The following is a 25,456-nucleotide window of genomic DNA, read 5'->3' on the forward strand; positions in this document are numbered from 1 at the left end:
TGCAAACTTAGAGTCAAAACTGTGAGATATTTACCAATATGATCAAAAAAAAATCGTTTCTCGTCTTTATCATTTACAGTTTTGTCTCTGTTTCCCACGCAACGGATTTACAAACCTATATTGCTGACTTTATTGAACATAATGAAAAGCCTAGGTTGGCCGCACGTTATCCAAATGCCGACATTGATATTGAGTTAGAAAACAGAGCCGACTTCAGCTACTTACCCACCTGCATAGAAAACAACCTTTCTATAACCAATTCCCGACGTGATGCTCGAAAACGGACAACGTACACGGTTGAATGTACGTCCCCCGCTTGGAAGTTTTACGTCCCAGTTAATCAAAAAATACTCTTGGATGCTTATGTTGCTATCAGTCCTATTTCAAGAAAACAAACCATTAATCCAACTAACACCGACTTGATCAAAGTAGATATAACTGAACTGAGAGGCGATATTTATAATGAAAAAAACACACCTTTTGGCTTCATCGCGTCACGTAATATCAATATTAACACCGTTATAACAGACAAATTGACAGAGCTTCCAATTATTGTCAAAAAAGGCGCTCGAGTAATGATAAGAGCCCAAAGCAATACGATTAGTGTTAAAATGAACGGAGAATCACTCGAAAATGGCATTTTAGGACAACAGATTCGAGTAAAAAACATAAGTTCTGGTCGAATAGTGTACGGAAAAGTTGTATCGAGCAACGAGATTCTTGTAAACTATTGAAACGACAGTACGAGATAGCCTATCTAACAAAATGTTAGCGAGAATATTCGATAAAAATCTAAAGTTTCTCATTTAATGGTCGATAATTGCTTTAAGAGACAAATTTTCAGGGGCGGGACTAGGTTATGGCAATTAATATTGGTAATGGTTTAGGTAATCAGGCGAGCATTGGCAAAAATGATCGGTTACAAAAAACGACTGAATCGACCGACAACCAAACAGGGCAAACTGTATCAAGCAAAGAAACACTTGCAGAAGACACAGTGCAACTTAGTGGCGCGGCTCAGGTTTTAAAAGATCAAGAAGCGAAGATATCCAGTCTTCCAGTCATTGATATGGACAAAGTGGAACGAATTAAACAGGAAATTGCGTCTGGAGAGTACAAAATAGATACTCAGAAATTAGCAAGCAACATGCAACACATCGATGCTCTTTTTTCTTAATTAAAAATGTCTCTATTTAACGCTTAAGCTGATTATATGGTCCCTGTCGAACCAATTTTTGCTCGCAACAAAGAACTTTTAGTGTCATTGTCTGAACTATTAGACAATGAACGAGACGCCCTTGCTCAATTAGACCCAGATAAAATTTTAACACTCTCAAAACAAAAGAGCGTCATCCTAGATGAACTCGATGCATTAAACATCAAACGACATTCGTTGCTACTCAAATTTGGCATTATTGATCAGAAAAAAGCGGAAGAAGGCCAATTTAAAAAATGGCTACACACGAAATCATCCAATCCAAAATTAATTGACCTTGTTACTCAATGTGAAGTGTTACTAGAAAACTGTAAAGTTAAAAACCATAACAATGAGCAAGTTCTAAATATTTCGCAACAACGCAACAAAACGCTTCTAGAGATACTTAAAGGCACAGACAAAAAAAGTCGAGTTTACACAGCAAAAGGTGGCACAAACCCTGTAAGCAGTAAACACACGATAGGTCGAGCATAAACCTTTAGCAAGCAAACCCGTATTGTTGAAAAAAATTAAATTCTATTTTATTTGCCGTATATCGAAAAATAATGTATAAAATCAATCACTTCTTATGCAAGTAATCTAGAAGTCTCTACTGAGCTCAAAAAAAACAACATACGTCCTCATAGGTAAACAGGATATACCTGCCGCCTCCTAAGCGGCTATTCCAGGTTCGAGTCCTGGTGAGGACACCATCTTTATCAATACAGGCATGTACTTAATAAAACGTGTATACCTATTGAATGCGACTATTCTCAAATACTTAACTCTTTCACAACCGTCTAACCTAAAAGCCCCCCATCATGTCACTCGTATATGCACATCAAAACGTCGTTTTTTGACACCTTATACCAATATAAAAACACTTTTAGTAAAGCAAAAAGACTTCTTCACGGAAAACGTACACGACGTCTTCGATGCCGTTAAAAACATCGCACTGACCGATAAACCAGAAAAACTATCCTACATTTGAACTCAGCCGTAGCCCACATAGAATAGCGATATTTTGGTCGTTTAAAATTAGAAATTATATGTAGGATCGAATAATTTTATACATTTAAATTTTCATAAATTAAAAGGGACCGCGCCAAGCTAGGCGCGGGTAAACCCAATAATTAACCTATTAATTACTCGCGACTAAGTCTGTTACTTTTAATTTATTAACAACACTCGTTACATCGTTAGTATTTTTAGCCATAGTAAACGCAAGATCTCTTTCAGAATCTGATTCTACTTCACCAACAAGCGTTACAATTCCATTTTTAACTTCTACTTCTATATCTAACCCGCTCACTTGTGAATCAAATAAAAATTTTGATTTAACTACTGTTTCAATTTTTGAATCTTTAAGACTTTGCATCATCTTCGAATCTTCTTCATGTGTTTTTTCGTCAATGACAGTGAGCCTATTATCTACTTTAGTAACACCTTCAAGCGAAGCTACCAGTTCTTCTGCTAAGGCTTTATCTACAAAATTATTAACCTTACCAGTTAAAATAACAGTACCGTTTTTAACGTCGGTATTAATATCGAACGAATTTAAATTTCCATTAAAAAGCAGCGTTGATTCGGCTTTACCATCAATCCAGGCATCTTTAGCGCCACCTTCCCAAGTGTTCTCGGCATTAACATTTAAAGAAGTAGCCGTAATAGCCGTTGCCACAATCATTGAAAGAATTGATTTTTTCATAATGTATTCTCCTATTATTAAAATTCACTAAGGATATATCAAAATTGATGCCAACATTTAATTTTCATAAAAAACAACAAGTTATGAATTTTTATTATCATAATGACAACACACTACTGTAACTATTACCGGTGAACAGGTAATAGTTACACATAATAAAATCAACCTTTAACCCGCGGATTCGATGTGGTACATCCTATTTATAAAAAAATCCTATGTATTATGGAGAAATTCTATCCACTACTTTACCGGAGGTTTCTTTAAAACGAGTAAACCAAGTTATATTAATGAAATCTATTTTACTTTCCATTTCCGGTAAAAATCTATTATATCAACCACCACCAATTACTTACCTTAAACAAACTAAAATACAGCCTAATTAATAGGTAATTTTTTCACAGTCAATTATAAAATTTTCATAATGCACAAGAATTTGATTATTAATCAATCAAAAAACATCATTTAAAGGCGTTTTACCTTGGCATGGAATTTGATTATGAATATATATCTGGATAACAACATTCAGTGTAATTAATGACAAACAACAATGGAGCATGAAATGAAAAAATCATTATTGTTAGGAGCACTTATTACCGCTGGTTTTTTAAACTCTAACGTACAAGCACAAGAATATAATGCCGAAAATGACGCGAAAGGACTTTACATTGGCGCAGGCTATGGTTATTTACGAGCAGACGGTGACGATAATTTTGATGATAATAAAGAGGCCTATCAAGCCTTCTTAGGTTATGGGGCGAATCAGTACTTTGCTATTGAGGGTGGCTTTATTGATTTTGGTCACTACGGGAATGAGTTAGCTAACGCTGATACTAAAGGACTTACCTTAGGTATTAAGCTAGGTATGCCTGTATCAGACAACGTTAGCGTTTATGTTCGCGGTGGGCAGCTCTGGTACGAAACCGATTATTCTGTTCTTGGTGTTAGAGACGACATTGATGATGAAGGTTTGTTCGCTGGTCTTGGTGTTAGTTACCATATTAACAAAGATTTGACGGTTAAGTTAGACTACACTGTATATGACAATGATTTAAATGTAGATAGCGCAACAGATGATATTGATAATGCTGATTTTTCCACAGATTTGAAGCATGCATCTTTAGGGTTCGAATTTAAGTTTTAATAACGACAGTCAATGTGTTTTATCCAGCCTATGGACGTTATTATAGACAAAGGAATTAACCCTTTTTTATAAGAATACAGCTAGACACATTTTATTAATTGCAATTTAAATCATTTCTCTAAACACGTATTTTTTGGATTTGATTTTATAAACGGTTGCACATTTCTAATTAAAGCGAGAGTTTTGCTCAATAATGTTTTACAAAACTCTAAATGCTCAGAATCTAGTTTTGAATTTACTTGTGATGAAAAATTAGATACTGAGTCATTAATGTAACGGCGGAGTAATTACTTTTCTTTTACATACATTATGTGCAAGTCGTCAGTGAAGCTAAAAAATGTACAAGCCGGTAACGTGGGTATTGTATTTATTAACGAGTATCAAGAGCTTACGTTAGCGTTTCAGGAGCACTACATACTTGTTTCACTCCATTTTTATAGTCATCCTAAACAAGGGTAAAAATGTTAGACACTCTGTTAATCATCCTCACCGTCATTATGCTTACCGTAACTTTAGCGCCATTATTGCCATCTAATCACTGGCTTTGTCGAGTATGGGAGTTTCCTAGAGTACAAATTGCCATCATTAACGTATGTATATTAGTCGCTAGTTTTTTCCTCACTTCATCAACAACGCAAATAATGTTAGTTGCCATAAATGGCTTTGCTTCCCTTTATCAATTTTTTTGGATATTTCCGTATACCCCCTTTTGCCCTATTCAAGTACCGAAATCATCTGCAGCGAATCATGAACACGCCATAAAAATAATGACAAGTAATGTATTAATGACAAACCATTCAGCTGAAAAATTAATCTCATTAGTAAGGTTACATCAACCTGATGTCTTAGTGACGCTTGAAACAGATACATGGTGGCAGGACGCTCTTAGCCCTTTACATATTGACTATCCCTACAGAGTCAATCGTCCTCTAGATAATCTGTATGGTATTCATCTGTACAGTAAATATAAATTGGAAGATGTCGACGTGTTAGATCTGATTGAAGATAACGTGCCATCAATTCACTGCTATCTACGGTTAAAAGATGAAACAAAAGTAAAATGCCACTTTCTCCACCCAGCTCCGCCAAGCCCTACTGAAAATCAAAGTTCAAAACCAAGGGATAAAGAATTATTGTTAATAGCTAAAAAAGTAAGGGAGAAAACAGAGCCAACAATCGTAACAGGAGATTTAAATGATGTGGCCTGGTCGCCAACAACGAGAGCGTTTAGACGTATTAGCGGCCTAAAAGATCCTAGAATTGGTAGAGGAATGTTTAACACCTTCCATGCAGACTATTTTTTTATGCGCTGGCCCCTAGACCACATTTTTCATAGCGAACACTTTGTATTAGGTACAATAAAAAGAATGCCTTCAATTGACTCTGATCATTTCCCTTTACTTAGTGAGTTGATTTACATAAAAAAATAGTCACGCATCAAAACCACTGACATTATTTAAATTTTTAAGTAAATTCTTTCACGACGCTTAAAAAGAATAGCACAGAATAGGTAACGCTAACGAGCCAATGCGAGCACACAGTAAATAGAGCAAGTAAGTGTAAAAGAATTAACATTTGAGTAATAAAAAAATCAAGAACCTAGTTATCTATTCGAACGCTAGTGGGAACCCCCTCTATTTTAAAATATTTTAAATTCAATTGAACTTGCCGTCTTTTACTGTGTCTTAATTATTACAGTAGAAACAGACTTAGTTGAATTTTTATGTTCGATACCTTACTTAGTTGGTCCCACAATCCTTATGCGATTGCGTTAGGCATCATCTTAATATCATACCTATTAGAAGATGCGGCGATTGTGGGTGCGGCTCTTCTGTCTGTTGAAGGCACGCTCCCCATTCACATCGGTCTTTTAGCCGTTTTTATAGGCATCGCCTCCGGTGATATTGGCCTCTTTTACATTGGCCGTTACAGCCACAAATTTCATTGGGTACAACACAAGCTAGCGCATTCTAAAGTCATAAAAATCCAAACTAAACTGCAAAAAAATGCTTTTATAAATGTCTTTTTAATTCGTTTTTTACCAGGTTTACGTGGTACAGGCTATTTAGTTTGCGGGGCGTTTCATATCAAGCCCTTCACCTTCTTTATCTCTGTGGGTTTAGCCACCCTCTTATGGTCCATCATAATATATACATCCGTCTTTGCTTTAGGTGATGCTCTTTGGGTCGAGGGTTCCTTATGGCGCTGGGGATTGGCCCCAACTCTTATTATGGCCATCCTCTTAATAAACAAAATGATAAAAGTGTATTTTTTAAAGGAACAAACAATTTGAACATCCGAAAAGTAGCACTGCCAAAGGGTATAAATGAAGGAATGCCACCTCTAGAAGTAACAGATAAGCCGGTCTCCTTCTTTGAGTTCTGGCCTGCGTGGGCTATGTACACACCTGTGGCTCTTCAATGTCTTGTGCTTAGCCTAAAATACAAAAACATCGGCTTACCACTTATCGCCAACCCAAGAATCCCTCTAAGTGGCATGGTAGGTGAATCAAAAGCGGACATTCTTGACCAAGCCAATAAAGCCGTTCGCTGGTCTCTATGCGAATACATTACGTCAACAAAACAGGCTCTACTTGATGACGCAACAAACGCTAAAAACACCTTGTCAGCCTATCATAAAAAAGGCTTACAACTTCCAGCGGTTGCCAAACCAGATTTAGGTTGCCGTGGTGTAGGAGTGAGATTAATTGAAACCGAAACTCAGTTAACTGACTACATTAGCGCTTTTCCTAATGATGCCCGTTTTTTATTACAAGAAAAATCCAAATACCAGGCCGAAGCCGGTTTGTTTTACGTTCGTTATCCAGGTGAAAAAAAGGGAAAAATCACCTCTATAACGCTTAAATATACACCATGGGTCATCGGTGATGGCCGCCGCACATTAAAAGAACTAATCATGGCGGACCCTAGGGCCAGTCTATTATCTCATGTGTATTTGCCAAGACACAAAGCCAATCACGACAAAGTGATTGCTGATGGTGAAGCCTTTCGCATTGCGTTTGCAGGCAGTCATAGCGGCGGCAGCATTTTCAGAGATGGAAACCGCTACATCACACAAGAATTAACCGCATCGCTTGACGCATTTTTTAATGGTATGCCAGATTTCCATTATGGTCGTCTCGATGTGAAATTTAAGCACATTGATGAATTAGTGAAAGGAAAGAATTATCAGATACTAGAAATTAATGGTGCCAGTAGTGAGGCCACTCATATATGGGACAGCAAAACAAAACTTTCCGACGCGATCAAAGTGTTAATGCATCAATATCGAACTTTATATGAAATTGGCCATCTAAATCGTAAAGCTGGCTATAAAACCCCCTCATTATCCTCTTTGTATCGCGCTTGGCGAGAAGAGAAGAGCTGGGTAGTTAATTACCCATCAATGGATTAATTTATGAAAACAACCTCTGAATTCAGCCCTTTTCGATTACCAAGAACCACAACAGCGATGAAGTGGTTGGCACCCATACTAGAAAATATTACCGGACTCAAAAGACTGCACCAGCATTATTTACATCGTCCCGATAATACCGATACCTATGCCTTTTTAACGCATACATTGAATTCTTTGGGCATTCGATTTCACGCCACTGGCGAACCCTTAGAAAACATCCCTAAAACAGGACCACTGCTTATTGTTGCTAACCACCCTTTAGGGGGCGTTGAAGGGGTTATCTTAGCCAAGATGCTAATGCAGTATCGTCCCGATATTCAAGTAATGGCGAACTTGTTTTTAAAACGAATCCCTGAGTTAGACAATTTATTTATTGGCGTGGACGTATTTGAAACCAAAGAAGCACGTCGAACGAATATGAAAGCCATTAAAGACGCAGGACTACACCTCAGTTCTGGTGGCGCATTATTGGTTTTTCCAGCAGGAGAAGTGTCTACTTTTGATGAAGCAAATCAATTACAAGATAAAACATGGGGACGGCTTGTTGGTCGTCTAGCTCGATCAAGTAAAGCCAGTTGTTTACCTGTATTTATAGAAGGTCAAAACTCCCCTCTATTCTATAAAGCGGGAAACATACACCCTCGATTAAGAACCGTATTACTAGGTCGTGAGCTGCTTAATAAAAAGAATAAATCCATTGGTATTCGCTGCGGCTCAGTCATTGAACCCCATGAAATTAGCAAGATGGATAACGACCAAGATATAACCAACTACCTCCGTCTTAATACCTACCTTCTGGAACAGAACCAACCGACGTCTCAAACAAAAAAAATCCCCCCCGGCAAAGCCATGCCAGAAAGAGCAGTAACACCATTAATGGAAGACGTTTCATCCACCCTGCTAACCGCGGATATTGATGGGCTTTCACATGAAAACCGCTTAGTCGAGCAAAAACAATTTCAGGTGTTCATTGCAAGCGCCACAGAAATCCCTGTGATTTTGACCCAAATAGGCATTATACGAGAACGTAACTTTCGAGAAGTTGGAGAAGGCACAGGCAGAGCGATCGACCTAGATCAATTTGATGAAAGCTATTTACATCTATTTATTTGGGATAAAGAACAGAAACGTATTGCAGGAGCCTATAGGTTAGGGCTCGTTGATACGCTCACAAAAAATGCGGGGGTGCAGGGACTCTACAGTCGCACTTTATTTAAGTTTGATAATGATTTCCTAACGACTCAACCTAATGCCATAGAAATGGGTCGTTCTGTCATTGATAAACCTTACCAAAAAAGCTTATCACCCCTTATGCTTCTATGGAAAGGCATTGCCACTTTCGTCTCTCGTCACCCTCAATACACGACCTTGTTCGGTCCCGTGAGCATAAGCGGGGATTATAAAGAACTGACTCATCAGTTAATCGTCAGCTGTTTAACCGCTCATTTTTATGATACTGAAAGATCCGCTTTAGTCGAAGCAACGCACCCTGTCCCGCACGCTAATAAACCTTTTTGGTCTGTCAACCTACTCTCCGGGTTAGCCGACATACAGCTATTATCCAATATTGTCTCTCGACTTGAGAAAGGGGCGGCGGTACCGGTTTTAATACGTCAATACCTCTCTTTACAAGGACGCTTTATTAGCTTTAATGTGGATCCAGATTTTAATCAAACCGTCGATGGGCTTATTACGGTAGACCTTACAAAATTAACCCCAAGGGTTCTAGGAAAGTACATGGGTAGAGAAGCCGCCGAAACGTACCTACAGCATCACCAGGTAGAGGGTCACAGCTCTAACGGCCAGGAGGAAAAATGATACCGATTATCAGAGGTAATATAGAAACCATTAATCAGGCGCAAGATCTACTCGACTCGCTTGACGAAGAATCGTATTGCCATATTTGTTCACCTCATATGAGCAGCAGCATTGGTCAACATATTCGACATATCATCGACAACTACCTTGTGTTAGTAGAGGGCATGCCGAACAAACACATTGACTATAATGGCCGTCGACGAGGTGCAAAAGTAGAAACCTGCTTAGATACAGCCAAAGCTGAATTGAAGCAACTACAACACTGGTTACTCAGTGTAAACCAAGACTTTCTCGACTCATCAATAACCATTATCTCAGAAGTCTGCCTTCAGGAAGAGCAGTCTGAACGAATTAACTCCAACCTTCATAGGGAGCTTCTGTTCGTCGCCAGTCATTGCATTCATCATATGGCTTTAATCGGTGTCGCCGTTAAACTACAAAACAGAGAAACACCTAAATTTTTTGGCTTAGCACCTGCAACGGCCACTTATGTACGCCAACAAGAATTAATTAACGCGGTAAATTCATAGTAATGTGTACCATCAGTTGGCTCTACGAAAGCCATGGCTATCAGGTTTTTTTTAATCGTGATGAGCAGGTAAGTCGGGCAAAAGCAAAACCGCCTGAACCGTTCTCCTGCGATCATCAGAAAAGCACCTATCTCATGCCCATTGACCCTCAGGGTTTAGGCTCTTGGATGGGAGTGACTCAAAATGGCGTTACGGTCTGCTTACTGAACTTTTATCAAGGAGTCACACCAAAGGGGCCATTAGTGAGTCGCGGCCAACTAGTCAAACGCTTACTAGAACAAAGCACATTAGTAAGAATGCTGGATACATTGTCGCATTTGAATGTCTTGAGTTACGCGCCTTTTACTCTCTTACTCTTCTCTAGAGAACAAAAAGCCCCTTATGGCGTCTGCTGGGATGGTAAAACCCACCTCAAGAGGACAGAAGTGAAATCGCCCTTCACCTCCTCAGGAATCGACTTCCCTAGCGTCTCACAACATAGGCAAGACAGCTACCAAACGTTGTTAAAACAACATCAGGGCACGATAACGGCCAGCCTATTATTTGACTTTCACAGATCGCATTTGCCGAGTAAATCAATGAACTCCGTATGCATGCATAGGGAAGATGCTCAAACCGTCAGTTTAAGTCATGTTAGCGTTGAGCAAGATGACGTGGTGTACACATACTGGGATGGACCGCCTTGTGAACAACAAACAAAAATAGCTTCTACTTTAGCGCAACCATCATCAATAATATCAACCTATGGTCAGGTTAAATCAAACGAAAAGGTTGTGCTTTAGCGCAACAATTGTCAAGGAGATCAACATGTTGTCGGCCTGAAGACCGACCTACAGGACAACAAAATGTGCGTTTTGTCGGGATAAATCCCGACCTACATAAGTGAAATAGAAATATTTTATTCGACTTCGATTACGTCAAAACTATGGGTAATTTCAACACCACCACGTTCTAACATCAATGACGCAGAGCAGTATTCTTCTGCCGATAGCTTAACGGCACGCTCAACCATAGCCGGTTTCAATTTACGGCCTGTGACGACAAATTTTATATGAATTTTAGTAAATACAGCGGGAACAGAGTCGGATCGTTCGGCATCCACTTCTGCAACACAAGACACTACATCTTGACGCGCTTTTTGCAAAATTTTCACAACGTCATAGGAGGTACAACCGCCAAGGCCCGCTAAGATTAGCTCCATTGGGCGAGCGCCTTTTTCTTGGTTGCCGTCAATTTCAATTGAAAATCCAGAACCAGTTTGCGCTGTAAAATGCACATCTTCTTGCCAAGCAACACGTGTTTTCATCATCTACTCTCTTTTATTCAGTTTACAGTCTGTTCTGCAACAAATCTAAACAATCAGAACCAGACAGGCCATCATTCAATTAGCATCATATAACTTAAGCTTGAAACAGCTCAGCAAGTTTACTACCGGGTTCATCCGCTCGCATAAAGGCTTCGCCAACTAAAAAGGCATTCACATTTTTCGCCCTCATCGCAGCGACGTCTGCAGCAGTATGAATGCCACTTTCGGTCACAATAAAACGATCGTTAGGAATGCTATCCAGCAAGTCAAACGTATTGTTTAAGCTCAAATCAAAGGTGTGCAAATCGCGATTATTAATCCCCAAAAGCTCGCTGTTCGTGTATTTCAAAGCCAACTCAAGCTCTGCTCTATTATGCACTTCAACAAGCACATCCATACTGAGTTCACGTGCTAATTGATCTAGCTCAAATAACTCATCACCCGATAAGCAGGCGGCAATTAATAGCACACAATCGGCTCCAATCGCTCTGGCTTCGTATATTTGATAAGGGTTAACCATAAAGTCTTTGCGTATTACGGGTAAGCGACACGCATTACGCGCTTCCACTAAAAAATCTTCATGACCTTGGAAGAAGTCCTTATCCGTCAAAATAGACAAACAAGCAGCGCCGCCCTTTTCATAAGACGTGGCAATCTCCGCTGGTACAAAGTGTTCGCGTAGAACCCCTTTGCTTGGAGAGGCTTTTTTAATTTCAGCAATAACGCCAGACTGACCATTTTCTACTTTTGCTCGCAATGCGTTAGCAAAACCTCGAACAGGGTTTTCTTTATTGGCGATTAAGGCCGCCTCTTTAACCTTCTCAAGAGGCGCAGTACTCTTCCTCTCAGCAATCTCTTCGTGCTTTCGTGCAACAATTTTTTTTAATATCGTTGGTGTTTCAACTTGCATGACAAACCTTACCTATTTATTCGAAAACACTTTAAAAACAACGAGTAAAACTCGCAAGTGCGGACAATTTTTCGGTCGCTAAACCACCACCAATCACGTCTTCTGCCATCAAAACCCCTTCGGCGTATGAAGAAGCAATGCCAGAGACATAAATCGCGGCACCTGCATTTAACGCCACAATATCGCGCGCAGGATTCACTTTGCCTTTACCGGCCAATGCCTGCTTAACCAACACAAAACTCTCCTCTGCATCATTTACTTGCAACGGATCGATTGACTGACGAGGAATGCCATATTCTTCAGGAAGAATTTCATATTCAGTGACAACGCCATCTTTTAACTCGGCCACATAGGTTGGCTCGGCAATACTAATTTCATCCAACCCATCTTTAGAATGCACGACCATAGCATGGCGGCTACCTAACAGTTGCAACACTTCGGCCATTGGGCGAACCCATTGTTTATCAAACACACCTAACACTTGATTCTTTACATCGGCAGGGTTAGTTAATGGTCCTAGTAAGTTAAAAATGGTTCTTACAGCCATTTCCTTACGCGGGCCAATGGCATGTCGCATGGCCGCATGATGATTTGGCGCAAACATAAAACCTAAGCCAACTTCATCAATGGATCGGCTCACTTGCTCTGGGGTTAGGTTTAAATTAATGCCTGCAAACTCTAATAAATCAGCACTACCGGATTTAGATGAAATAGAACGATTACCGTGTTTTGCCACATGAGCACCCGCCGCCGCCGCGACAAAAGCGGTAGCGGTCGACACATTAAATAACTTACCGCCATCACCGCCTGTACCACAGGTATCAACAAGGTTTTCTTGTGTAATAATGACTTTATTCGACAGTTCTCGCATCACCTTGGCCGCGGCGGTAATTTCTTCGACTGTCTCCCCCTTCATCCGTAGGGCAATCAAAAATCCCCCTATTTGAGCCTGAGTCGCCCCACCTGTCATAATAATGCGCATCACATCACACATTTCATCTATTGTAAGATCTCTCTTATCAATGACAGCGGCAATGGCCGATTTAATGTCCATCAGGAACTCCTATTGAATTGAATCAAATAATAAATTACCGTCATTCTACACACCCACTTCCTTGCTGTCTTCACATAGAAAGCGCAGTCATTACGAATTCAAAAATCTAAGTAGAATAAGCGGTACTTATAAGACGGTATTCTCAAATAAAGAAAGTTGTTTTGGTAAACAGACTCGAGTTAAATCAAATTGCTGCTGTACCGTTTGACGAGCGCTTACTCTTATAGGTTCGATGACATCAGGATGAGACAGTACCCAGTGAATAGCGTCAGAGAGTGCCTTAGAATCAAAAAAATCGACCAAAAAACCATTCTTCCCGTCAAGAATAACGTCTTCCACCGGTTCCGTTCGCGAGGCAATCACTGGAGCCCCACAACTCATGGCTTCCAACATTGACCAAGAAAGCACAAAAGGGTAAGTCAAATACACATGCGCTCGACTGAGTTGCAATGCAGCAAGATAAACCTCGTAAGACACAGCACCTAAAAAATGCACTCGTAGAGGGTCCAACTGATGTCCGATTTCGTTCAAGAAAAGCTGCCTCCAACTTGTTCCTTCTGGTGGTTGCGCACCGTATCCTCCAGTGTCACTGCCAATAATTAAAATATGTGCATCAGGGTGGAGAGCTAAAACATCGGGTAAAGCTCGCATAAAAGTATGAAAACCTCGATAAGGCTCCAAACAGCGGTTAACAAAGGTGATGACTTTATGAGTTCTGTTTAATAAGGGGCCGTTTTGGCCTAATTGAATGGAAACATTATCATTAAAGCAACAAACGTCGGTATCAATACCTTCATGAATCACGTTAATTTTTGGCCACGCCCATTCAGGGTGTACACGCTTTTGGAATGGCGTTGCACTGACGGCCACATCCACATGCTGTAGCATCCACAGAGGCCATAAATTTTTCAACTCTGCCTTATGAACTTGCTCTATAGCCGTAGGAAATTCAGGGTCAAAACTCACATCGGTTTGTGGTGCACAGTAATAATATTCAAACCACCCAATAACCTTGGCCGATGGATAAATCGTCCGGACACTTTGCATATCGCCCCAACCGGTATGCCCAACAACCAGATCCGGCTCCCACCCCTGATGCTTCCAAGCCATTAAAATTGTACTAGCCGCACGAGCACGCACAATTTTACTGTTGATGTCCATTAACCATGGATCAAGCTGAGTGGAATGGGACGATGGTTTTGCCTGCTCAATTATAATTGGCTGGGTAACGAGCCTTTGAACCGCTACGGGGTCGGCAAAGGTTACCCCTCTGACATCAGCACCACAGGTGACAACCGCTGGCAACATATGTTTGAACTGAGCGGGTAAATTGGGGTGCATAAACAGCACTTTTTTCCCCACTAACCCGGCATAAGGAGCGCCATTCAGCATAGGTTCATTCCATCTTCAGCCATTCCTAAACGAGATAACACATTAAAACTGAAAGGTTTCATCTTCATCTTCACCAAAAACTGCATCAATTGTTGCATTTTTGAACAGGTTTTTCTTCTCGTTAATGTTTCGATACTGAATGCCTAGAAACTCCACACAATGCTCTGAAAACATTTGCCCATAAATCAATGCCATAGAGCCATTCGCAACCAGGGTTTTTAATTGCTCTGGCGCCAGTTCATACAAAGCAGCTTCATCAATATGAAATAAACCCTGTATTTTTTTAGCGGTATCAACATCACCCGATTGTACATAAAGATCCCAAGGTACGATCAAATTCATGGAGTCCAACAACTCGATCAGCTCTTTTGTTTGCCGCAAGCCTTTATCGAACATTTTAACCAGGTCTAATCGTTGAGACATGGCTTCGGTCATCTCGCCCTGATCATCAAATAATCGATGATCACCTTCTTCAAAAGAGGCATTAAAATATGAACCTTGCTGCACACATAAAGCCGTTTGATCACTGTCGACTATCGGCATCATGCAGAAAGGAAAACAGCGATAATACAAGGGTAGATAGCGACCAACCCATCTACCACTGTCATTCACATACAAGTTATAACCCGCGTGTAAAGATTGAATGGCAACCAAACTAAATGCACTCTCTGGAGTGCTTTTTACAAAGGCTAACGTCATGTCTTTTAGCATCATAACTTCTGGAATAACCACGGGCACCAAGGACTCGGTCGACGCAAAAAGGTAAGAATCTGGGTCTTTCCAACCCGCATCTCGATGAGTAACTGGGCTTACAGGCGTAACGTTATCAAACATATTAACTCCATAATGTCGTTTCCATAATCTAATCTTCTTGGTCTCAGCGACTTAACTGTAATGAGCTAACTGAGCCATAACAAAGCAAAGTAAAGTATCCGCTTTTTCAGCGGTACTGGATTCGATATAACAACGTAATTCAGGGGCATTTCCAGAGGGGCGAATATGCACAACGTCTTGATTTTTTAACGTTAGACGTAACCCATCTAACGTATTTACCGAGTGTAACTCAGCCGTCAATGACAAGTCTGTAATCGCTATTTTAGGCGCCGCTACCCACTTAGCCAAGACGGCACTCACTCTTTTTAAATCAATATTTTGCAGGCGATCGCTTGCGGTATAACGAGTAGAAAAAAGGTTAACCAGATGAGACAAAGCCGTCTTTTCTAGGTGTGCTTTTGCCAACACAGCCAAAGCTGGCAAGATGGCATCTCGAGTAGGTAAAGCCGCCAAAGGGGTTCCCCCTAACCTCAACCCATCACCACATAGAAAACCGCCATTCGCTTCATACCCGGCTATTCCTGTGGTTGTTTGAGCTAAGGTTTCCATACCCGCAATCACATAAGGCGAGCCGATGCGCGTCCTTTCTACCAGCTTAAAACCAACCGAATCAACAGCAGAATTGGCATTAATAGGTAATGCTACGGCCGTCGCCGCAACGGCTTTTGCACATAAAACACCCAACACATCGCCTTTTAACCAAATCCCTTTCTCATCCGATAATAAAGGCCGGTCACCATCACCGTCCGTCGAAAAAATAGCATCCAGTTGGTATTCTTTTATCCAACCTAAGGCTTTTTCTTTATCGACATCCGAAACCGCCTCTGTATCAATAGGCACGAAAGTATCAGAACGGCCTAATGAAATAACCGTCGCCCCAAGCGCTTCAAAAATAGCACGGTTAAGATCTCGTCCAGCCGCCGAATGCTCATAGACACCAATACGAAAACCAGAAAACAGCGTATTAGAAAACGCGCCAGTATAACGTTGTAAATACCGCTCTTTTGCCTCAGGCCTTTCGTGCAATTCGGCTAAAGAAAACTCAGGTAAAGTCGCTTCATCCGCCATAATCGCCAATTCATCCGCTTTGGTAATTTCTCCATCAGGTCGATAAAACTTGATACCATTACGATCAAATGGAATATGGCTACCAGTAATCATAATCGCTGGTACGTCATCGGCCATAGATTGCAAAGCCAAAGCCGGCGTGGGTAAGACCCCATAAAAATGCACGTCATAGCCTAAGGATTCAAGCGCTCCAGCACAGGCTTGCGCCATAAATAAACTTGAAGGACGGCGATCCATCGCTAAAGCAACCCGTTTAAATTTATAATCGCCGGCCATGGCATGTATAAAAGCAACCGTAAACGCCGCACAAACTTCTTTGGTAAATTGTGTATTTAAGCCTCTCGCACCACTGGTACCAAAGGCGATACCGCTTTCTTTAATCACATTTTTAATCATGCTTCACTGCACCTTTTGTCGCTTTTATTCATAATATACAGAGTAGAGACTCAGCTGACGAATCAGATAAATACAGGCATCTGAACCAGGATCTAAACGTATGCGGCCGGTAAATTCCGGGTCATCAATTACAAAAGATAATGACTGCTCACCTTCAAGCACATCAATATTGAGCATTTTTTCAGGTGAAAATATCGGATATTGAGTGGTTGTGTAATAGAGCTGTACACAACCCGAAACAGGCACTTGTATCGACAACCAAACCCAACACGCCGTGTTAGACGAATTCCCATCCATTGCAATCAATTCAAAAAAAGGATCATTGCCGATCGATTCAACGACTAGCCCGCCTCCCAACGAAGAACGACTGCCAATATCTTCACTCCAATCCTTTACCGAAAACGGATAAGTATTCCCATCAAGCGTTAATGTAGGAGTCAAAAACACCCTTAATAACCCACATAATTGCAACTCCAAATCGGTCAATTTACCGACACTTAATGATCGCAACCACTCAATCGCCAGTGCATTACGCACAACGCGCTGCACCTTAGAAGCATTATCAATCAATGCCCACTCAGACTTTAAAAATGATTCTAATATAAGCAACAAGACTTGAGGGTTCTGTTGCCACAAAAAAGTCAGTATCTTCTTAATAGCCATCGTACAAAGCGCTTGATCTGCGTCTCCCATTCCGTTGGATGTCGAACGAATCGCATGCTGACCAATTGCGGGAGGTTCTGTCGTCCAAAACGTTTTCCAGAAACGTTCAAAAGCGACTCCGTAGCTCTGTTGTATTTTATGGATGCGCTCTTCATTCAATACCAAACCCGAGCTTGAATATTCAACAGAATATTGGGCTAATAAAGCGTTTATTTGATACTTAAAGCCATCCGATGTAGGAAGAGCACTAAAAGAATTCAACAAAGCACGGAAAGCAAATGCATCTGGGCTTAAGGAAGGGTTTACCACTTTATTTGGTCGTGTCAGTTGGCTTAAATCGACCGTGACACCAATGAGCTGTAAAAAATCAGCATAAATGCCTTCGCCCCCAAATTGCGTTTTGTCATACCAACGAACAGACAAGTTTCCTGATTCGACAAACTGAGCCGCGTGTGACAGAACATCCAGATAATAACAGTCCTCAATAATGTGAGCTAAATTCTCATCATTGACGAGAAAACCATGATTTTTCACCGCTTGATTTAACGAGCTGTCCACTAATTGCACCAGATCACGGGCATAACAAATAACTAAAAAATCATAGCCAGTAAAAAATTCAAAAAAACCTTGGGGATCTTGCTTAAAAGTATAAAACAAGGACTCTGAAGAAATCACGACGGTTGTTTCGTTCAATGCACTAATTGCCTGATCGAAGGCACGTCTGTCTTGGCTAGACATCCATTTCAATAACAGTTCCGCATTACCACCAGAAGTTTGGTAGGATTGAGTAAAACCGTCATACCAAGGAAAAACAATGCCTTTACTCTTAAAGTACGCCTCATTGAGAGCAAACAAAGCCTGAATGGCACTGCTCCCTGTTTTAGGCATACCAATGTGAATGATTAACTTTTTAGACGGCAACCCCATTCGAATACAACCTATTCCTTGAATTTATCATTATACTATTACGCTATAGCACTGAGAAAAAGCGTAAACCTAACAAAGTAATGCTATTCGCTCACCGACACCCTAACGGATTACACATTTAAAAGACAACGACATGACCACACCACAGATTACTCAATACCAAGCAGGCCATCACCATATTTATATAGAAGAAATAGACGACTACTCACCCTTTCTCGTCGTTTTTGCGCCAATGGATCGTCTAATCGCCAAAACAAATACCTTATGGGGCGTTGAGTTTATCAAAAAATCCGCTTTGAAGTGCAACCTTATCGCCATCGGAGCGATCGACGAAGAGACTTGGTACCGCTGTCCTATACTACATCAAGCACTCAAAGAAATAGGTGGACGCATAAAACACCGAACCGTCATTGGTTATGGGTGGTGCATGGGTGGGTATGCCGTGTCCGCTTTTTCAGACATACTTCACATGAACGCGATGCTATTAATCAACCCTATTTCGACACTTAATGACGCGCTTGCCCCTTTTGAAACCACCCCAGCCTACCAAAAATACAAACAACTTGACTGGCACGGAGACTTTCACGATGGTGCAGACAACAATACACCAGGCTATGTTATTTACGACCGGTTAAGCCAAAAAGACAAGCGACACGCCAATCGTTACCCCCACTTAAAAAAGCTCAATTTCACAGGATGTGGGCACGATATTGTGCCGTTAATACAGGCCGACATGATACGTTTCTCCCTTGCTTCATTAATCAAGCACGGCCAGATAAACGAACACATTTTCAACCGCAAGGCACGTAACCGCCGAAAAATACAGGCGTGCTATATTCACTTGCTTACCTACGCCACACAGAAAAATAAAACCAAAGCCATAGAGATCATTGAAAAACACCGTCAATATCTAAACGACCCCACCGCGGTATGGGGGCATTTAGACAGTGTTGATAACGGCATGATTAGCGGCTGGTGTATGCATAAAGACATTCCTTGTAGCAGCCTTAATATCACCATTGAAATGGATGGCGACATAGTTCATACAATGACCGCAAACGACTATCGACAAGATTTAAAAGACAACAATATGGGTAATGGTTTTCACGGTTTTCATTGGAAAATACCTTTAACGTTTCAAGACAAGAAACAACACATGGTGGTTATTTATGTTGAAACAAAGGGCCATAGAGTCCCCTTAATAGGGTGCCCTAAACTCTTTACTCAAGGTGCTGAATGCCACGAATAATCACAAAATAAAAAAATGCCCTACTGTAATTTTTTATTATAAGAACTTACAGTCGAACTAGAAACATTGAGATTTAGTCCGACAAGAGATTGATATTATCGGCAATTGTTGCAGCCTGTAGATACCATCTCTCCCAACTACCCGCAACTTAATTTTTTAGCTGTGGGTAGTATTCATTTTGATGATGAATAACACCAAAACAAATTTGTACAAGCTTTCGCATAGCGGCACCTAAAGCCTGCATTTTAGTCTTTCCATTTGCCAATAATCGTTCATATTGGCTTTTAATATCTGGGTTGTGTCTTATGGCAACAATGGCTGCCATATAAAGTTTTGCTCTGACTTTTGCGGGGCCTCTTTTACTTAATCTGCTTCGACCTTTCCATATACCTGACTCTTGAATTTTAGGAATAAGACCAAGAAAAGCCGACACTTGCCCAGCAGATTTAAATCGATCACTATGAATAATGCTGACCATTATGCGTGATAACACAGGTCCAATTGCTGGTATGCTACAAAGTAGTTCTTGGTTCTTTTTTAGATGAGGATGGCGATTAATGTGATCGTCAATATCCTGCTCTAGCCTTAATTTTTCATCTTTTAAATGCTTCATCATTAAGCCTAGAGACTCAATAATACGTTCAGATTCCAGGCTAACCTGAGCTTTCTCTAAGCGATTGAACTCTCTTTGATAATCCATTTCAAGTGCTTGTAGGCGAGAAATTAAAGATCTTAACTCTTTGATTTCTAATGGTTCAGGTTTCCATGCGTCAGGATTCATTGCCTGCCCAAATAAGGCTAGAGCCAAACTGTCTTTAGCATCTGTTTTATGTTGATGGCCTAAGCTCTTTGCAAACTCCTTCGCTCTAGCTGGGTTTACTATGCAAACGATAAAGCCTTGTTGGTGAAGTGAATACGCAACGGCTTCGTGATAAACACCTGTCGCTTCTAATACGACTCTTATATCAGACGCATCTGCCTGAATTTGGTCTAATAGCCAACGCCCTAAACGCTGATGCTCATCAGGCGTATTTTTAAATACCTTTGTTTTCACTTTATTGAGTTGAGGGTCTTTTAGCCACAAGCAATCTAATTTATGTTTACTGATATCTATTCCAATATTATTCATCTTTTATTACCCTTGTTCATGCGGCGTCACTAATCAATAGGCACCTGGATACCATTCAATATAACAAGATGAAGAACCCGGGAGTGCTCTTCCCCCGTTTTAGTAGACACCTCCTCACTACATTGAGGAGGCTTAAATGCCCAAGTATACCCAACCTAGAAAAACATGGTTTTACCCTGTTAGTTTCAAAATCAAAGCAGTAGAACTAAGCTTACGAGACGATATCATGTCAAAGGAGGTTGCTGAGGCGCTTGATATTCACCCGTTAATGCTTAGTCGTTGGAGAAAAGAATACCGAGATGGTAAGTTTTTAACGACGTCGCGCTATCAAGACCGCAATGAAATCATGAGTAAAGTCCCTACCAAAAAAGAGTTGGATAGTATCCAAAAGCTTAAAAAAGAAAATGAGCGCCTTAAGCAGGAGAACGATCTTCTAAAAAAGTGGCAACGGTATCTGGCGGAAGTACATCAGAGCGATTTGGATTCATCCAAAAGTTCGGGCAAGCCTTAGGCGTCAAATACCTATGTTCATGGCTTAATGTTTCACGCAGTGGTTATTATGCTTGGTTAAAACGACCAATATCAGCACATGAGATATCTGATACAGAGCTACTGTCTAAAATTCAGAGAGTATTTAATGCTAACCATCAAACCTATGGTAGCCCCAGAGTGTTTCATGCGCTTAAACGGCAAGGCATTTGTACGAGTAGAAAACGCGTTGCTCGATTAATGCGAGAAAGCGGCTTGAGAGCGAGAGCATTAAAGACATATAGCAAACCTGCGAAAGTAAAGTTCTTCTACAAAGAAATAGAGAATAAACGTAAAAATGAAGACAAACCAACCACCATAAATCAACAATGGTCAGGGGATGTGACTTACTTAAAAGTTGGGGTTAAGTGGCATTATTTGGCGGTTGTTATCGACTTGTACTCGCGTCGAATTATCGGCTGGGCGTTTGGTAAAAATAAGACAACGGAACTCACTCTCAAAGCGCTTAGACTTGCCATCAAGAAAAGGCAACCAACAGACTCAGTGCTATTTCATACTGACAGAGGAGCAGAGTACCGTGCGCATGTGGTTCAAGCATTTTTGTCTAGGCATAACATTAAAGCAAGTATGAATAGACCTGGATGTTGTACTGACAACGCAGAAGTAGAGTCGTTTTTCCATTCACTTAAAGCAGATTTAATACGAGGTAATAAGTTCGAAACGAGTCATAAATTATATTCCAAATTAAAGACTTATCTAAATTATTTTTACAATAGACAGAGATTACATTCGAGTTTAGGATATAAAACGCCAGCTGAATTTGAATTAGCAAAAAATTGAAACGTGGACGGTGTCCATTTTATCGGGTGAAGATCAGAGCGTAATCTACAGGACAGCATTTAGTGCTAAGGTCGCGCACGGCTTCACCGGATTCTTAGAGCCTCTATTAGCTAAACAGAAACTCTAGGAGAGATACAAGGTCGCGGCTTTAGCCCGACAACAAGGTGATATCCTTGACAGTTGTTGCGGCCTGTAGGTCGCGGCTTTAGCCCGACAACAAGGTGATATCCTTGACAGTTGTTGCGCTAAAGCACAACCTACTTTTCGCTTTTTTATACCCCGACAACGAGGTGATATCCTTGACGATTGTTGCGCTAAAGCACAACCTACTTTTCATTTGCTTTACCCCTACAATCCGCGTATTTAACTCAAATATTGTCAGCCTACTATCGACCTATTTCTATGTCACATTCAGGCAGAAGAGTGTGATAAAGGCGCTTTAGCTCCTTCTTAGCATTATCATCACCATGCACAATACGGATATGCGTCGGCTGATGGCGCATACGTTTAACAAAATTCAATAAATCCTTTTGGTCTGCATGGGCACTGTAACCACCAAGAGTATGAATTTGGGCATTAATATCAATACGCTCACCATCTAATAGCACATAACCACCGCGAGGACCGAAGGTTTGAATATCTCTCCCGGGCGTACCTTTCGCCTGGTAACCGACAAATAAAATGTCCGTTCGTTTATCTGGTAACAACGCCTTTAAATAATTCTGTATACGACCACCAGCACACATCCCGCTCGCTGCTATAACGATAGCCGCTCGTCCAGTACGTTTTAAATAATCCACGGTTTGCAAATGTGCTTCATGGCTGTCTATGGTTAACAAAGAATCAAAGCTTAAAGGGTGACGTCCGGATTTCACTTTTCGTTTCGCTTCAGCATCCCACAATGCTCTCAAGCTTTGATAACTGTCAGTGAATTTCGATGCCAGGGGTGAATCAACAATAATATCTAAGTATTCCCAAATTCGCTTGCTGGGCTCTTTATTACCCGAAGACAGCTTCTTATCCTTGCTACCCACTTGATAAATAACCTCTTCAATTTCATATAACAGCTCCTGTGTCCGACCGATTGAAAAAGCAGGTATCAGAACCGTTCCACCATCCTGTAACGCTTTCTCAATCGTTTGCTGCAAAACTTGACGACGCTGTTTACGCGATTCGTGTATACGGTCGCCATAAGTACTTTCAATCACCAGGGTATCCGCTCGATATGGGGATTTAGGCGAAGGCAACAATGGAGAGTAAGGCGCCCCTAAGTCACCAGAAAAAACAACCCTGTGCTGTTTATTAAGATCCACTTCAATATAAGCCGATCCAAGAATGTGACCCGCTACCTGAAACTTCGCCCGCACATTTTCCAGTCCTTTAACATCAAACCACTGCTTATAAGGAATCGCCACCAACAATGAACGTAAGCGAGCCATCAACTTACGAATAAGACGTTTATCGCGCGTCACACCCACTTTAATGGCATCTTCCAACACCAGCGGCAATAAATGTGCTGTCGCCTCCGTCGCATAAATAGGTCCATCAAACCCAGCGGCTAATAAATAAGGTATTCGACCAACATGATCGATATGACAATGAGTCACCAATAACGCCTGTACAGAGTCTATAGGAAAGTCTATTTGCTTCTGGAAAACACCTGCAGCACTCTCTGATTCACGATCAAACGACTCAGCCCCTTGAAACAAGCCACAATCGACCAGTAACGACCCACCAGCATCCAACTTCAATTCATGGCAGGACCCCGTCACACCATCTACGGCCCCATGATGTACAATCTCAAACATCCTTGATCTCCCTTAAAAAATAGATCGAGACTTATCTCAATCAATATCTATCCATCACACACAACATCGTCCTGTCACGGCTTTAGCCCGACAACGCATTGATATCCTTCACGATTGTTACGACGTGTAGGTCGTGGCTTTAGCCCGACAATACGTTTTTTACTCCTACAATTCGTTGAAATGATTGACAATTGTTGCGCTAAAGCACAACCTACTTTTCGTTTGCTTTACCCCGACAATACATTGATATCCTTCACAATTGTTGCGACGTGTAGGTCGTGGCTTTAGCCCGACAATACGTTTTTTACCCATACAATTCGTTGAAATGATTGACAATTGTTGCGCTAAAGCACAACCTACTTTTCGCTTGCTTATACCCCGACAACGCATTGATATCCTTCACGATTGTTGCGACGTGTAGGTCGTGGCTTTAGCCCGACAATACGTTTTTCACCCATACAATTCGTTGAAATGATTGACAATTGTTGTGCTAAAGCACAACCTACTTTTCGTTTTCTTTAGTCCGAATCAAATATTATAAGTCGGGGTTTATACCGACAACTCATTGATATTATTGACAATTGTTGCGACGTGTAGGTCGCGGCTTTAGCCCGACAATACGTTTTTTACCCATACAATTCGTTGAAATAATTGACAATTGTTGCGCTAAAGCACAACCTACTTTTCGCTAGACAATCCGCACATTTACACTCAATTTAGTTCTTCGGATTACGCACTATAAAAAATGGGTTTAATACTTCCTTAGTATTCCCATAGCTTAATGGCTGACCATCAATAGTGACCACCTCTCCTTGCGCTTCTAACACAACAGCGTGTGCCGCGGCGGTATCCCATAGCGACGTCAACCCAAAGCGAGGATATAGATCCGCTACACCTTCCGCCACCAAACAAAGCTTCAACGAGCTTCCCATTGGGATCATTTCATATTCACCCAGAGATGCTAACCAGTCCGTCGTTTCTTGGCTCGCATGAGAACGGCTACCGACTACGTTCCAAGGTCGTGAACTATCATAATGAGAAACAGTGATCTTCTCCGCCACCGCCGAACCAACTTGCTTATACGCCCCCTCACCTTTACAGGCATAGTACAAGGTATCCAACACAGGAGCGTAAACAACACCCAGCACTGGCACACCATCACGTATCAACGCAATATTCACAGTAAACTCACCGTTACGCTTAATAAACTCTTTTGTGCCATCTAGAGGGTCAACTAGCCAGTATTCACCTTGATCATTGGCCCCTGAAAAATCTTCCGTTGCTTCTTCTGACAATATTGGAATACTAGGCGTTAGAGATTGTAACGCAGTCACAATAACCTCGTTCGCCGCCTGATCCGCTTCCGTTAATGGAGACTCATCCGCTTTAAAATCAATTTGGAAATCTTTTTTATAGATCTCCATAATAACCTTACCCGCCTCGATAGAAATTTTCCTAGCTTCAAATAACAAATTTCTTAACATACAACAAAGTTCCTATGTAGGTCGCGGCTTTAGCCCGACAACGCATTTATAACCAACAACACCTTGATATAATTGGCAATTGTTACGGCCTGTAGGTC

The 25,456-nt window shown here is 41.1% G+C and carries 23 protein-coding genes and 1 tRNA gene; 13 read left to right on the top strand and 11 right to left on the bottom strand.

Going from position 1 to position 25,456, the window contains the following annotated elements; translation table 11 throughout:
- Positions 1-38: 38 nt before the first annotated feature.
- The 4 genes from flgA (at position 39) to IEZ33_RS15880 (ending at position 1,908) form a co-directional block, all read left to right on the top strand.
- Positions 39-734, top strand: a complete 696-nt coding sequence (gene flgA / locus IEZ33_RS15865; protein WP_191600992.1) for a flagellar basal body P-ring formation chaperone FlgA — start codon at positions 39-41, stop codon at positions 732-734.
- A 125-nt stretch (positions 735-859) separates the two neighbouring features.
- Complete coding sequence (gene flgM, locus IEZ33_RS15870) at positions 860-1,177, top strand: flagellar biosynthesis anti-sigma factor FlgM (protein WP_191600993.1); 318 nt, start codon at positions 860-862, stop codon at positions 1,175-1,177.
- 36 nt (positions 1,178-1,213) lie between these two features.
- Entirely contained in the window at positions 1,214-1,690 is a 477-nt protein-coding gene (locus IEZ33_RS15875; protein ID WP_191600994.1) for a flagella synthesis protein FlgN, read from the top strand.
- A gap of 142 nt (positions 1,691-1,832) precedes the next feature.
- A tRNA-Arg gene (locus IEZ33_RS15880) sits at positions 1,833-1,908 on the top strand.
- A gap of 428 nt (positions 1,909-2,336) precedes the next feature.
- On the opposite strand, the gene IEZ33_RS15885 is transcribed toward IEZ33_RS15880, so the two are convergent.
- A complete protein-coding gene (locus tag IEZ33_RS15885; RefSeq protein WP_191600995.1) occupies positions 2,337-2,903 on the bottom strand; it encodes a BON domain-containing protein in 567 nt (188 codons plus the stop codon).
- A gap of 559 nt (positions 2,904-3,462) precedes the next feature.
- Here IEZ33_RS15885 and IEZ33_RS15890 point away from each other — a divergent pair.
- The 7 genes from IEZ33_RS15890 to IEZ33_RS15920 all read left to right on the top strand — a co-directional run bounded on the left by IEZ33_RS15890 (position 3,463) and on the right by IEZ33_RS15920 (position 10,591).
- A complete protein-coding gene (locus IEZ33_RS15890) occupies positions 3,463-4,044 on the top strand; it encodes a porin family protein (protein ID WP_206696864.1) in 582 nt (193 codons plus the stop codon).
- 461 nt (positions 4,045-4,505) lie between these two features.
- Positions 4,506-5,474, top strand: a complete 969-nt coding sequence (locus IEZ33_RS15895) for an endonuclease/exonuclease/phosphatase family protein (protein ID WP_191600997.1) — start codon at positions 4,506-4,508, stop codon at positions 5,472-5,474.
- 293 nt (positions 5,475-5,767) lie between these two features.
- Positions 5,768-6,337, top strand: a complete 570-nt coding sequence (locus IEZ33_RS15900; RefSeq protein WP_191600998.1) for a DedA family protein — start codon at positions 5,768-5,770, stop codon at positions 6,335-6,337.
- Positions 6,334-7,458, top strand: a complete 1,125-nt coding sequence (locus IEZ33_RS15905; RefSeq protein ID WP_240009556.1) for a D-alanine--D-alanine ligase — start codon at positions 6,334-6,336, stop codon at positions 7,456-7,458. The genes IEZ33_RS15900 and IEZ33_RS15905 overlap by 4 nt, the downstream gene beginning before the upstream one ends.
- A gap of 3 nt (positions 7,459-7,461) precedes the next feature.
- Positions 7,462-9,279, top strand: coding sequence for a lysophospholipid acyltransferase family protein (locus IEZ33_RS15910; RefSeq protein ID WP_191600999.1), 1,818 nt, complete (start codon positions 7,462-7,464; stop codon positions 9,277-9,279).
- On the top strand, positions 9,276-9,809 hold the full coding sequence (locus IEZ33_RS15915) for a DinB family protein (protein WP_191601000.1): 534 nt from the start codon (positions 9,276-9,278) through the stop codon (positions 9,807-9,809). Before IEZ33_RS15910 ends, IEZ33_RS15915 begins: the two co-directional genes overlap by 4 nt.
- A gap of 2 nt (positions 9,810-9,811) precedes the next feature.
- On the top strand, positions 9,812-10,591 hold the full coding sequence (locus tag IEZ33_RS15920) for an NRDE family protein (protein ID WP_191601001.1): 780 nt from the start codon (positions 9,812-9,814) through the stop codon (positions 10,589-10,591).
- Between the two features lie 116 nt (positions 10,592-10,707).
- Here IEZ33_RS15920 and IEZ33_RS15925 read toward each other — a convergent pair whose 3' ends face one another.
- The 7 genes from IEZ33_RS15925 to IEZ33_RS15955 all read right to left on the bottom strand — a co-directional run bounded on the left by IEZ33_RS15925 (position 10,708) and on the right by IEZ33_RS15955 (position 18,359).
- Entirely contained in the window at positions 10,708-11,115 is a 408-nt protein-coding gene (locus IEZ33_RS15925; protein WP_191603672.1) for an OsmC family protein, read from the bottom strand.
- Between the two features lie 94 nt (positions 11,116-11,209).
- Positions 11,210-12,025, bottom strand: coding sequence for an indole-3-glycerol phosphate synthase TrpC (gene trpC / locus IEZ33_RS15930; protein WP_191601002.1), 816 nt, complete (start codon positions 12,023-12,025; stop codon positions 11,210-11,212).
- Positions 12,026-12,056: 31 nt separating this feature from the next.
- Complete coding sequence (trpD, locus tag IEZ33_RS15935) at positions 12,057-13,079, bottom strand: anthranilate phosphoribosyltransferase (protein ID WP_191601003.1); 1,023 nt, start codon at positions 13,077-13,079, stop codon at positions 12,057-12,059.
- Between the two features lie 126 nt (positions 13,080-13,205).
- Complete coding sequence (locus IEZ33_RS15940; protein ID WP_191601004.1) at positions 13,206-14,471, bottom strand: glycosyltransferase; 1,266 nt, start codon at positions 14,469-14,471, stop codon at positions 13,206-13,208.
- Between the two features lie 42 nt (positions 14,472-14,513).
- Positions 14,514-15,305 (bottom strand): SapC family protein, encoded by a 792-nt coding sequence (locus IEZ33_RS15945; RefSeq protein WP_191601005.1) that lies wholly within the window; start codon positions 15,303-15,305, stop codon positions 14,514-14,516.
- A 51-nt stretch (positions 15,306-15,356) separates the two neighbouring features.
- A complete protein-coding gene (locus IEZ33_RS15950; RefSeq protein ID WP_191601006.1) occupies positions 15,357-16,769 on the bottom strand; it encodes a phosphomannomutase in 1,413 nt (470 codons plus the stop codon).
- A 24-nt stretch (positions 16,770-16,793) separates the two neighbouring features.
- Positions 16,794-18,359, bottom strand: coding sequence for a hypothetical protein (locus IEZ33_RS15955; protein WP_191601007.1), 1,566 nt, complete (start codon positions 18,357-18,359; stop codon positions 16,794-16,796).
- A gap of 133 nt (positions 18,360-18,492) precedes the next feature.
- Between IEZ33_RS15955 and IEZ33_RS15960 the strand changes: the two genes are divergently transcribed.
- Entirely contained in the window at positions 18,493-19,608 is a 1,116-nt protein-coding gene (locus IEZ33_RS15960) for a hypothetical protein (RefSeq protein WP_191601008.1), read from the top strand.
- 148 nt (positions 19,609-19,756) lie between these two features.
- On the opposite strand, the gene IEZ33_RS15965 is transcribed toward IEZ33_RS15960, so the two are convergent.
- Positions 19,757-20,737: an IS110 family RNA-guided transposase gene (locus tag IEZ33_RS15965; RefSeq protein ID WP_191601009.1), complete on the bottom strand. Its 981-nt coding sequence runs from the start codon at positions 20,735-20,737 to the stop codon at positions 19,757-19,759.
- A gap of 136 nt (positions 20,738-20,873) precedes the next feature.
- Between IEZ33_RS15965 and IEZ33_RS15970 the strand changes: the two genes are divergently transcribed.
- A protein-coding gene (locus IEZ33_RS15970; RefSeq protein ID WP_191601010.1) for an IS3 family transposase occupies positions 20,874-22,066 on the top strand; the annotation gives its coding sequence in 2 pieces (ribosomal slippage) (positions 20,874-21,179 and positions 21,182-22,066; 1,191 coding nt in all).
- A 386-nt stretch (positions 22,067-22,452) separates the two neighbouring features.
- Here the strand turns inward: IEZ33_RS15970 and IEZ33_RS15975 are convergent.
- Together IEZ33_RS15975 and cysQ are read right to left on the bottom strand one after the other, a co-directional pair.
- Positions 22,453-23,874, bottom strand: a complete 1,422-nt coding sequence (locus IEZ33_RS15975) for an MBL fold metallo-hydrolase RNA specificity domain-containing protein (RefSeq protein WP_191601011.1) — start codon at positions 23,872-23,874, stop codon at positions 22,453-22,455.
- A 716-nt stretch (positions 23,875-24,590) separates the two neighbouring features.
- On the bottom strand, positions 24,591-25,358 hold the full coding sequence (gene cysQ / locus IEZ33_RS15980) for a 3'(2'),5'-bisphosphate nucleotidase CysQ (RefSeq protein WP_191601012.1): 768 nt from the start codon (positions 25,356-25,358) through the stop codon (positions 24,591-24,593).
- Between the last annotated feature and the right edge of the window lie 98 nt (positions 25,359-25,456).

This window comes from Marinomonas algicola (assembly GCF_014805825.1).
In the GTDB taxonomy this organism is placed as follows: Bacteria; Pseudomonadota; Gammaproteobacteria; order Pseudomonadales; family Marinomonadaceae; genus Marinomonas; species Marinomonas algicola.

Bases quoted from the DNA above. Each gene is read 5' to 3' on its own strand.
- flgA (WP_191600992.1), top strand. From the start codon at position 39: ATGATCAAAAAAAAATCGTTTCTCGTCTTTATCATTTACAGTTTTGTC.
- flgM (WP_191600993.1), top strand. From the start codon at position 860: ATGGCAATTAATATTGGTAATGGTTTAGGTAATCAGGCGAGCATTGGC.
- IEZ33_RS15875 (WP_191600994.1), top strand. From the start codon at position 1,214: ATGGTCCCTGTCGAACCAATTTTTGCTCGCAACAAAGAACTTTTAGTG.
- IEZ33_RS15885 (WP_191600995.1), bottom strand. From the start codon at position 2,903: ATGAAAAAATCAATTCTTTCAATGATTGTGGCAACGGCTATTACGGCT.
- IEZ33_RS15890 (WP_206696864.1), top strand. From the start codon at position 3,463: ATGAAAAAATCATTATTGTTAGGAGCACTTATTACCGCTGGTTTTTTA.
- IEZ33_RS15895 (WP_191600997.1), top strand. From the start codon at position 4,506: ATGTTAGACACTCTGTTAATCATCCTCACCGTCATTATGCTTACCGTA.
- IEZ33_RS15900 (WP_191600998.1), top strand. From the start codon at position 5,768: ATGTTCGATACCTTACTTAGTTGGTCCCACAATCCTTATGCGATTGCG.
- IEZ33_RS15910 (WP_191600999.1), top strand. From the start codon at position 7,462: ATGAAAACAACCTCTGAATTCAGCCCTTTTCGATTACCAAGAACCACA.
- IEZ33_RS15915 (WP_191601000.1), top strand. From the start codon at position 9,276: ATGATACCGATTATCAGAGGTAATATAGAAACCATTAATCAGGCGCAA.
- IEZ33_RS15920 (WP_191601001.1), top strand. From the start codon at position 9,812: ATGTGTACCATCAGTTGGCTCTACGAAAGCCATGGCTATCAGGTTTTT.
- IEZ33_RS15925 (WP_191603672.1), bottom strand. From the start codon at position 11,115: ATGAAAACACGTGTTGCTTGGCAAGAAGATGTGCATTTTACAGCGCAA.
- trpC (WP_191601002.1), bottom strand. From the start codon at position 12,025: ATGCAAGTTGAAACACCAACGATATTAAAAAAAATTGTTGCACGAAAG.
- trpD (WP_191601003.1), bottom strand. From the start codon at position 13,079: ATGGACATTAAATCGGCCATTGCCGCTGTCATTGATAAGAGAGATCTT.
- IEZ33_RS15940 (WP_191601004.1), bottom strand. From the start codon at position 14,471: ATGCTGAATGGCGCTCCTTATGCCGGGTTAGTGGGGAAAAAAGTGCTG.
- IEZ33_RS15945 (WP_191601005.1), bottom strand. From the start codon at position 15,305: ATGTTTGATAACGTTACGCCTGTAAGCCCAGTTACTCATCGAGATGCG.
- IEZ33_RS15950 (WP_191601006.1), bottom strand. From the start codon at position 16,769: ATGATTAAAAATGTGATTAAAGAAAGCGGTATCGCCTTTGGTACCAGT.
- IEZ33_RS15955 (WP_191601007.1), bottom strand. From the start codon at position 18,359: ATGGGGTTGCCGTCTAAAAAGTTAATCATTCACATTGGTATGCCTAAA.
- IEZ33_RS15960 (WP_191601008.1), top strand. From the start codon at position 18,493: ATGACCACACCACAGATTACTCAATACCAAGCAGGCCATCACCATATT.
- IEZ33_RS15965 (WP_191601009.1), bottom strand. From the start codon at position 20,737: ATGAATAATATTGGAATAGATATCAGTAAACATAAATTAGATTGCTTG.
- IEZ33_RS15975 (WP_191601011.1), bottom strand. From the start codon at position 23,874: ATGTTTGAGATTGTACATCATGGGGCCGTAGATGGTGTGACGGGGTCC.
- cysQ (WP_191601012.1), bottom strand. From the start codon at position 25,358: ATGTTAAGAAATTTGTTATTTGAAGCTAGGAAAATTTCTATCGAGGCG.